Annotated in this window: 8 protein-coding genes and 1 pseudogene; all 9 read left to right on the forward strand. The window is 35.9% G+C overall.

What is annotated here, in order from left to right; all coding sequences use genetic code 11:
- Nucleotides 1-221: 221 nt before the first annotated feature.
- The 9 genes and pseudogenes from FZC76_RS19445 to ltrA all read left to right on the forward strand — a co-directional run bounded on the left by FZC76_RS19445 (nt 222) and on the right by ltrA (nt 7,637).
- Entirely contained in the window at nt 222-1,094 is an 873-nt protein-coding gene (locus tag FZC76_RS19445) for an ABC transporter ATP-binding protein (RefSeq protein ID WP_148989843.1), read from the forward strand.
- Entirely contained in the window at nt 1,087-1,908 is an 822-nt protein-coding gene (locus FZC76_RS19450) for an ABC transporter permease subunit (RefSeq protein WP_148989833.1), read from the forward strand. Before FZC76_RS19445 ends, FZC76_RS19450 begins: the two co-directional genes overlap by 8 nt.
- 16 nt (nt 1,909-1,924) lie before the next feature.
- A complete protein-coding gene (locus FZC76_RS19455) occupies nt 1,925-2,560 on the forward strand; it encodes a TetR/AcrR family transcriptional regulator (RefSeq protein WP_148989834.1) in 636 nt (211 codons plus the stop codon).
- 305 nt (nt 2,561-2,865) lie between these two features.
- Nucleotides 2,866-3,087, forward strand: coding sequence for an Imm26 family immunity protein (locus FZC76_RS23360; protein ID WP_222928522.1), 222 nt, complete (start codon nt 2,866-2,868; stop codon nt 3,085-3,087).
- Nucleotides 3,072-3,302 carry a hypothetical protein gene (locus FZC76_RS23365; protein WP_222928523.1) on the forward strand — a complete coding sequence of 77 codons (231 nt, stop codon included), beginning with the start codon at nt 3,072-3,074 and terminating at the stop codon, nt 3,300-3,302. The genes FZC76_RS23360 and FZC76_RS23365 overlap by 16 nt, the downstream gene beginning before the upstream one ends.
- A 132-nt stretch (nt 3,303-3,434) precedes the next feature.
- A complete protein-coding gene (locus FZC76_RS19465) occupies nt 3,435-4,106 on the forward strand; it encodes a hypothetical protein (protein WP_148989835.1) in 672 nt (223 codons plus the stop codon).
- 131 nt (nt 4,107-4,237) lie between these two features.
- Nucleotides 4,238-4,414 (forward strand): annotated as a pseudogene (locus FZC76_RS23740) (DUF6980 family protein).
- A gap of 411 nt (nt 4,415-4,825) precedes the next feature.
- The gene (locus FZC76_RS19475) at nt 4,826-5,374 is read left to right on the forward strand and encodes a hypothetical protein (protein ID WP_148989836.1); all 549 of its coding nucleotides are present in this window, start codon (nt 4,826-4,828) and stop codon (nt 5,372-5,374) included.
- Between the two features lie 934 nt (nt 5,375-6,308).
- On the forward strand, nt 6,309-7,637 hold the full coding sequence (gene ltrA, locus FZC76_RS19480; RefSeq protein ID WP_148989837.1) for a group II intron reverse transcriptase/maturase: 1,329 nt from the start codon (nt 6,309-6,311) through the stop codon (nt 7,635-7,637).
- The last annotated feature ends 104 nt before the right edge of the window (nt 7,638-7,741 follow it).

Raw genomic sequence — 7,741 nt, forward strand, 5'->3', positions numbered from 1 at the left:
ATGAGTAGTATTGAAGTAACTGGTATAATAATATAATTTAGGTGGCTATTCTTAGTTTTTACGTAAATTCAATAAATAGACATCAATACAGGGGCGGTAATTCGCTTCCTGCTTTTTTGTTTTGCGCTAATATAACACAAAGGCATTGACTGACGAGTCAATTAAGGAATATAATCAATATTGACTGACCAGTCAATATATCCTTGTGAGGAGTTTTGATGATGAACGTTATTGAGATTAAAGGTCTGACAAAACAGTATAGGAAGGGCCGAGGAATTGAAGATGTTTCATTCTCCGTCCGAGAGGGAGAAATTTTTGGATTCATTGGTCCTAATGGTGCTGGAAAAAGCACAACCATCCGAACGCTCCTTAATTTCATTCATCCCACAAACGGAATTGCCTCTCTGTTTGGGAAGGATATCGTGTCGGAATCCAGGGAAATAAGAAAACATGTTGGTTATCTTCCATCTGAAGTCCATTACTATGACGATATGAAAGCAATAGACATACTACTTTATTCGGCAAAGTTTTATCAGTATAAGAACACGAAAAGGATTTATGAATTAGCTGAAAGGCTGCAGCTGGATCTACAAAAGAAAATTGAAGATTTGTCATTTGGAAACCGCAAGAAAGTCGGCATTATTCAGGCCATCCTGCATGAACCGAAACTGCTGATTTTAGACGAGCCGACAGGGGGATTGGACCCCTTGATGCAGCATATTTTCTTTGATCTGTTAAAAGAAGAAAATGAAAAAGGGGCAACCATTTTTTTCTCCTCCCATATCCTAAGTGAAGTTCAAAAGATGTGCGATCGGGTGGCCATCATTAAAGAAGGAAGGCTGGTAAAAGTAGAGAGAATCGAGACACTCACAAAGAATAATTTGAAGAAAATACACATGCTGGTTGATAATCCTACGGAAATGAAGTTCGACTTTGAAGGGATTGTGGATATACAGCAAACGGGTAAAGATATTCATTTATTATTCAGTGGCGATGTGAAGAAGCTGATGAATCACTTATATGGATTGGACTTCAAAGACTTAACCATTGAAGAACCTTCGCTGGAAGAAGTATTCATGCACTTTTATGAATAGGAGAGGTGAAAAAAAGAATGTTGATTTTAAACGTGAACTGAAGAAGAATTTAAAATCGCTGATCATCTGGAGCCTCATCATCGGGGGAATGATTCTGATGACTATGAGTATCTATCCACAATTCTCGCAAGACCAAGAAGCAATGAATCAAATGTTAAACGCCTATCCCGACGAATTCAAGAAAGCGTTCGGCATGGACCGGCTGGATATCGGGTCATTGATTGGCTTCTATGGTATGCAGATTCACTTATATACAACTTTACTCGGGAGTATCTATGCGGTGATGCTGGCATCTAACATCATCTCCAAGGAAGAAAATGAAAAGACGATTGAATTTTTATTGTCCAAACCTATTTCAAGAAAAAGAATCATTGCAGAGAAATATTTGGCGGTGGCTGCTAACATCTTGATTATCAATGCGGCCATTGTTGTTATAAGTTTAATAGGATTTCAATTTACAGATGACACCATCCCCTTCAAAACGTACAGCGTCTTTGTCATGGCAACACTGTTGATTCATCTCACATTCGCTGCCATTGCGTTATTATTATCTGCTGTAATGAAAAAATCACGCACTATAACGGCCGTATCACTGGGAATTGTGTTCGTCTCCTATCTACTCAGCGTTACATCTGGAATAGCAGAAGAATTGAATATGCTAAAATATATTAGCGTATTCAAATATATCGATGCTGCTGAACTGATAGCTGAGAATGAAATCAGGCCTCTGTATTTATTGATAATGATGGGTATTATTCTGATTGCAACGGCATCCACTTTTCTTCATTACAATAAAAAAGACATAGCATCATAAAGTTGGAGGTTATTCCGTGTATCCCAATTTTGAGAAATTATCCAAAGAGAAGAAGCAATCGATTCTGTCTATCTGTATAGAGGAATTTGGCAAAACAGGATTTGAGAAAACTTCTACAGATACCATTACAACTAGAGCGGGTATTTCTAAAGGCATATTGTTTCACTACTTCAAAAATAAAAAGAATCTTTTCCTTTATGTCATCGACTATTGCCGGCAGCTTATTGGCAATACGTTAATGGAAGAGTTAGAAAAACTTGAAACAGATGACTTCTTTGAACGAATCAAAGAAGTCGTATTAACAAAGTTAAGAGTACAGCTCAAGTACAGTCAGGAAACTAACCTGGTGGCTAATGTACTGCTAAACCCGCCGGTTGGTCTGAAAGAAGAAGTTCAAGAACTTCTGCAAAAGAATGTCGAGAACTACAGCGACCAATACCTAGGGAAACTGCTAGATCCTCAGCTTTTAAAAAATCATGCTTCACCCGAGAAAGTGGTTAACTTGACTATGTTAGCGCTAGAGCAAATTACCCAAAAGTATATCGCCTTGTACCAAAACAAGCGAATTGAATTTGAAAAACTAAGTGAGCAAATGATACCTGAAATCGATGAATATATAGAATTGATTAAATATGGATGTATAGAGAAATAATAGTTATGAGTTTAAGTGGATAAAGGTTTTATCCATGTCAAATAGCATATTTAGGTAGAAATGAAGGCAAAGAGTCCGCTCCTGTAATTTAATTATATGAGATGGATGAGAAACGGATTGATGGGTTTAATGAATATAGAAACCAAATTCTAGCTTTGTTCAAGTAACGGGGGCAATAACTGAAGATTGTCCAGCTGATCTTCAGCTTTTTCTTTATTTCGTTATTGGGCAGGATTATGGAGGATTGAAAGCCAAAACATAATATCAAACTTGTATCAAAATTCTCTAAAAATGTGGTGAAATTAATGACAGGAAAGAAACGTAAACGAATCAAAATTGGTGATGTATATGCTATACCTTTGCCAAATGGTAAGTATGCTTTTGGTAGAATTTTTAAAGATGCTGGCATAGGAATTTATAAATATATAGGAGAAAGTATTGAAGACATTTCAAAGGAAGAAGAGTACCAATTTATTGTTGGTGTATATCAATATGTTTTAAAATCAGGAGATTGGACATTGTTGTAAATCGCCCGTTTAAGAGTGACGATGACGCATATCCACCTCCATCTTGTATCATTGATAGTATTTCAGGTGAATATTCCATTTACTATAAAGGGGAAATTCGAAGTGCTAGTAAGTCGGAATGTGAAGGATTAGAAATAGCGGCAGTTTGGGCAGATAATCATATCATTGATAGAATTATGGGCGAGGATATGTGGCATAGAGATGATAGAAAATAATTTTTTCTTGTTCCACTAACTAGGGCGATTGCAGCATAGTGGAACGCTTTTTACCTAAGAATAGGGAGTTTATTTTAATAAGTCCAAATGATAAGATAAAAGAAATGCTGGAAAATTTCGGGGTGATTAAAAATGGATAACTGGAGGAATATGGCGATTTGGTTTGAACAAATACCAGAAAATCTTCAAGCTTACCTAAACTTAAAAGAAGAAAAATTTAGTGAGATTCAGCTTGAGAACATTCAATATTTAACTCTTTGGCATCATAAAAAGAATAAGTTGGGAAACTTTGTTGGTTTTCCAGAAAATCTCCTATATCTAGAATTAAACTGGTCCAATATACAAGATTTTCTTTGTATAGAAAAAATGAATAAATTAAAGCGTTTAGAACTACATTATTGTACTAAATTACAAAATGATTTTGGTTTGTCTGGATTAGCCGATACGCTAGAACATTTACATATTAATCAATCCAAGAAATTTGTACCAAATGAAGAAATATTCTCTCTGAGGAATCTTCGGGTTTTGTGCCTTAATTCATGTGGTAATCTTGAGAATTTGAATTTTTTAAATCAATTTCCTAACCTAATTGACTTTAGATTTGTTGATACTAATGTGTTAGATGGTGACTTAACACCAATTTTAGAACATCCTACAATCCGAAGTGTGGGCTTTCTAAATAAGAGACATTACAATATCAAAGATGATAAGATGGATGCTCTATTAAAGGATAAAAATGGCGGAGAAGAATTTGAAACTGTTATCAAGTATGGAAAGCATGAGACTTTTAGATATATTTATTAACTCAAATTGCTAGAACTGTGAAACTATGACACAACAGGTCAACTCTAAATGCGAGGAACATTTCAATCCATTTGATTGTCTAAGATAATCTAATATATTACAACAACCAGTTTGATGAGTATGGGTTAATAATTCACGACGGTGGTAGTTCTAGTTTACATATAGATTATTGTCCGTGGTGCGGTATGAATTTGCCCGATTAGAAAATAGATTTATGGTTTGACACTCTTGAACAATTAGGTTTTGATGAACCGTCTGAACAAGGCATTCCTAAGAAGTTTAAATCTGATGAATGGTACAGAAAATAGAATATGTTTTTTTATTCTAGTAACTGGTAGCAGTTAAACAGAATAACAGGTTACTTATAAACTGTAAGGGGGATAAGGTTTGGACATTAGTACTGGGGTGTATATAATTGTTTTTTTATCACATTTAATCATAGCATCCGTAGCATTTGCAATATTTACATCAATTTATATAAAAAATAGAAAAAAAGGACTTGTGAGTCTTATTATAATTTCCTTATTGTTAGGTAGTTCACTTTATCACGGGTTTATTGCCTCTATTATTATGGGGATCGGTATGTTGATAATCTTCATTTGCTTATCAATATGCACTTATCTTAACCTTCAAAAGAAAATTAAAAAGGAAGTTACTCAATAATCTAGGGCTTTTATTTAAGAAAGAGATAGAATCGAACTGTATTAAGGTACGTTATATTGGAGGTGAGTTACATAATTAAAAAAGTAAAAACAAGTATATCTATTATTATTGGCTTTCTTGCAATTCTTTTTATTGTGAGTATATTAGATGGGAACTATCGATCTTCTTCAGTTCTAAAAAGTAAAATAGAAGTTTCACGAGAAAGACTCCAAGATCATCAACCTCTTTTCAGACCAATAAATACTTCCTATCATCTTGTATTAAGCGAACCATCCAAAGAAAATAAAGAATTATTGTTAAATACAACAGAATACGTTGATACCATTATACAAACTCACATACTTTTAACAGTTGACGAGAGTATTATAGAAGAGAAGTATAAGTTAAATGATATAAAAAAAATAGGATTTGCAAATAAAAAATTACTGAAACTAAACTTTGAAGATCCATTAGATAGACATAATGCTATCGCTTGGTTAGGTATTGTCCTTAAGTTTCAAGAAAGTATTTTTAAAATTAATGAGGACCCTGAACATTTTTTAGATTCCTATATTGCAGCTACAAGGGAAATTGACGCTATCCTTAGCAATTCAGATGAAAGTTAACAAAGATTATTTTTTGTTTCACATACTCGATTATGTAAGCCAAATATGTATTTATACTACTCATCCTATTTTAACAAGTGGGAGCTTTAACCGAAGAACAAATACAAGTTATCTCGAGATCGAGTTTTCGGCAATCGGGCGCGAGTGCGGCTGAGCATAGGTTGTATCATATAGCGGGTGGGATTCCCGCCGAGTAAGAACTGGCCATTCGCTCGTAACGAGTCTTGGAGGACTAAAGGTAACTTTAGTTTTTAAGCGTAGACAGTGAGGTGGCGGGCCGAAAGCCAAATGGTTGAAGGGATTGAGCTCCATAATGATTGTAATTCGAGAGGGCTGATGCTTTTCGCGCTGCAGAAAGCTACATTTTATCCTTCGTTAAAGGCAAGAAGGTTAAAACCTCTCTGGAGTCANCAATCGGGCGCGAGTGCGGCTGAGCATAGGTTGTATCATATAGCGGGTGGGATTCCCGCCGAGTAAGAACTGGCCATTCGCTCGTAACGAGTCTTGGAGGACTAAAGGTAACTTTAGTTTTTAAGCGTAGACAGTGAGGTGGCGGGCCGAAAGCCAAATGGTTGAAGGGATTGAGCTCCATAATGATTGTAATTCGAGAGGGCTGATGCTTTTCGCGCTGCAGAAAGCTACATTTTATCCTTCGTTAAAGGCAAGAAGGTTAAAACCTCTCTGGAGTCATAGACCTTGGCACGTTATACATCGATATGGTACGGCAACTCAGGAGACCCTACCGGTCTTTTCTTTTTTTTAAGAAGAGTATGGTGTACAAGCGATAATAAGCAAGGAAACCAAATGCCGTTGTAGGGAGTCGGATAACAGCGTAGTACCAATGAAGTTGGGTAATGCCGATGGAGGAAAGGCTGTTACCAGTTATCACCCTTACTTGGGACACATTTACTACACACAGAGGTAGGGATAATAAATGGAAACAAAACTACTAAGGATAGCAGAATTAGCAAAGTCTGATCCTAAAAAGAAATTTACATCTCTTGCACATCTATTAAGTAAGCAAGCACTAGCTCAATGTCATCATGAACTACCCAATAGGAAAGCAACAGGGATTAACGGTACAACTAAAGAGCAGTACGGTGAAAATTTAGAAGAAAACATAGAGGAGTTAGTAAGTAGGCTTAAAGGCAAAAGTTATCGTCCTGTTCCAGTAAGGAGAATGTATATTCCGAAGCTTAATTCAAACAAGAAAAGACCATTAGGAATACCGGAACACGAAGACAAGATTGTTCAAAAAGGCATTACAAGGATACTAAACACCATCTATGAAAACGATTTTCTAGACTGCTCCTTTGGATTCCGTCCAAACCGTAGTTGCCATGATGCTTTGAAAATACTGAACTTCTATATTGAAAAGAGGTCAGTAAATTATGTAGTAGATGTAGATATAAAAGGATTCTTTGACAACGTTGACCACGAATGGATGATGGAGTTCTTAAAACTGCGAATTGCAGACCCTAGCCTATTAAGAATAATTGGCAGGTTTCTCAAAGGTGGATACATGGAGGAAGGGAAGAAATTCAAAACAGATAATGGCACACCGCAAGGTGGAGTAATATCTCCGATATTAGCTAATGTGTACCTCCATTATGTCCTCGACCTATGGTTTGAGAAAAGGGTCAAGACTCAGTGCAAGGGACAGGCATATATAGTAAGATATGCAGATGATTTTGTGTGCTGTTTTCAATATCAGAGCGAAGCTCAGAAATTCTTCCAATCATTAAAATTTAGATTAAAGAAATTTAACTTGGAAATTGCCGAGGATAAAACCAAAATTATTCCTTTCGGACGTTTTGCGGAGAATTATGCAAAACAAAAGGGAAATAGTAAACCAGCAACCTTTGATTTCCTAGGCTTTACACACTATTGTGGGAAAAGTAAACAAGGGAAATTTCGGATGAAACGGAAATCGAGCAGAAAGAAAGTCCAAAGTAAATTAAAAGAATCTAAAGAATGGCTGAAGAACAATAGAAATAAGAATGTCCATATAATCATGGACAGATTTCGGCGCTCACTTATTGGTTACTACAACTATTATTGCATCACTGATAATAGTCTAAATGTCAGCAACTTCAAGTGCAAAATCGAGGAACTACTGTTTAAATGGCTTAACAGAAGAAGTCAAAGGAAATCCTTCACATGGGATAAATTCAGACTATTTCTTGATAAATATCCTCTACCTTCACCAAGAATTAAAGTGAATATTTATGATTTAAGAAAAGAGATTAGCTACATTCTGTGAATGATGACTAGGAGGAGCCGTGTGCATTAATAGTGCAAGCACGGTTCTGTGAGGGTTTGGAGCACAATTTACCGTAAGGTAGAAAGGCTCCATTCTACTCGACT

The sequence above is a fragment of the Sutcliffiella horikoshii genome (assembly GCF_008180725.1).
Lineage (GTDB): Bacteria > Bacillota > Bacilli > Bacillales > Bacillaceae_I > Sutcliffiella_A > Sutcliffiella_A horikoshii_B.

Bases quoted from the DNA above. Each gene is read 5' to 3' on its own strand.
- FZC76_RS23360 (WP_222928522.1), top strand. From the start codon at position 2,866: ATGACAGGAAAGAAACGTAAACGAATCAAAATTGGTGATGTATATGCT.
- FZC76_RS19465 (WP_148989835.1), top strand. From the start codon at position 3,435: ATGGATAACTGGAGGAATATGGCGATTTGGTTTGAACAAATACCAGAA.
- FZC76_RS19445 (WP_148989843.1), top strand. From the start codon at position 222: ATGAACGTTATTGAGATTAAAGGTCTGACAAAACAGTATAGGAAGGGC.
- FZC76_RS19450 (WP_148989833.1), top strand. From the start codon at position 1,087: ATGAATAGGAGAGGTGAAAAAAAGAATGTTGATTTTAAACGTGAACTG.
- ltrA (WP_148989837.1), top strand. From the start codon at position 6,309: ATGGAAACAAAACTACTAAGGATAGCAGAATTAGCAAAGTCTGATCCT.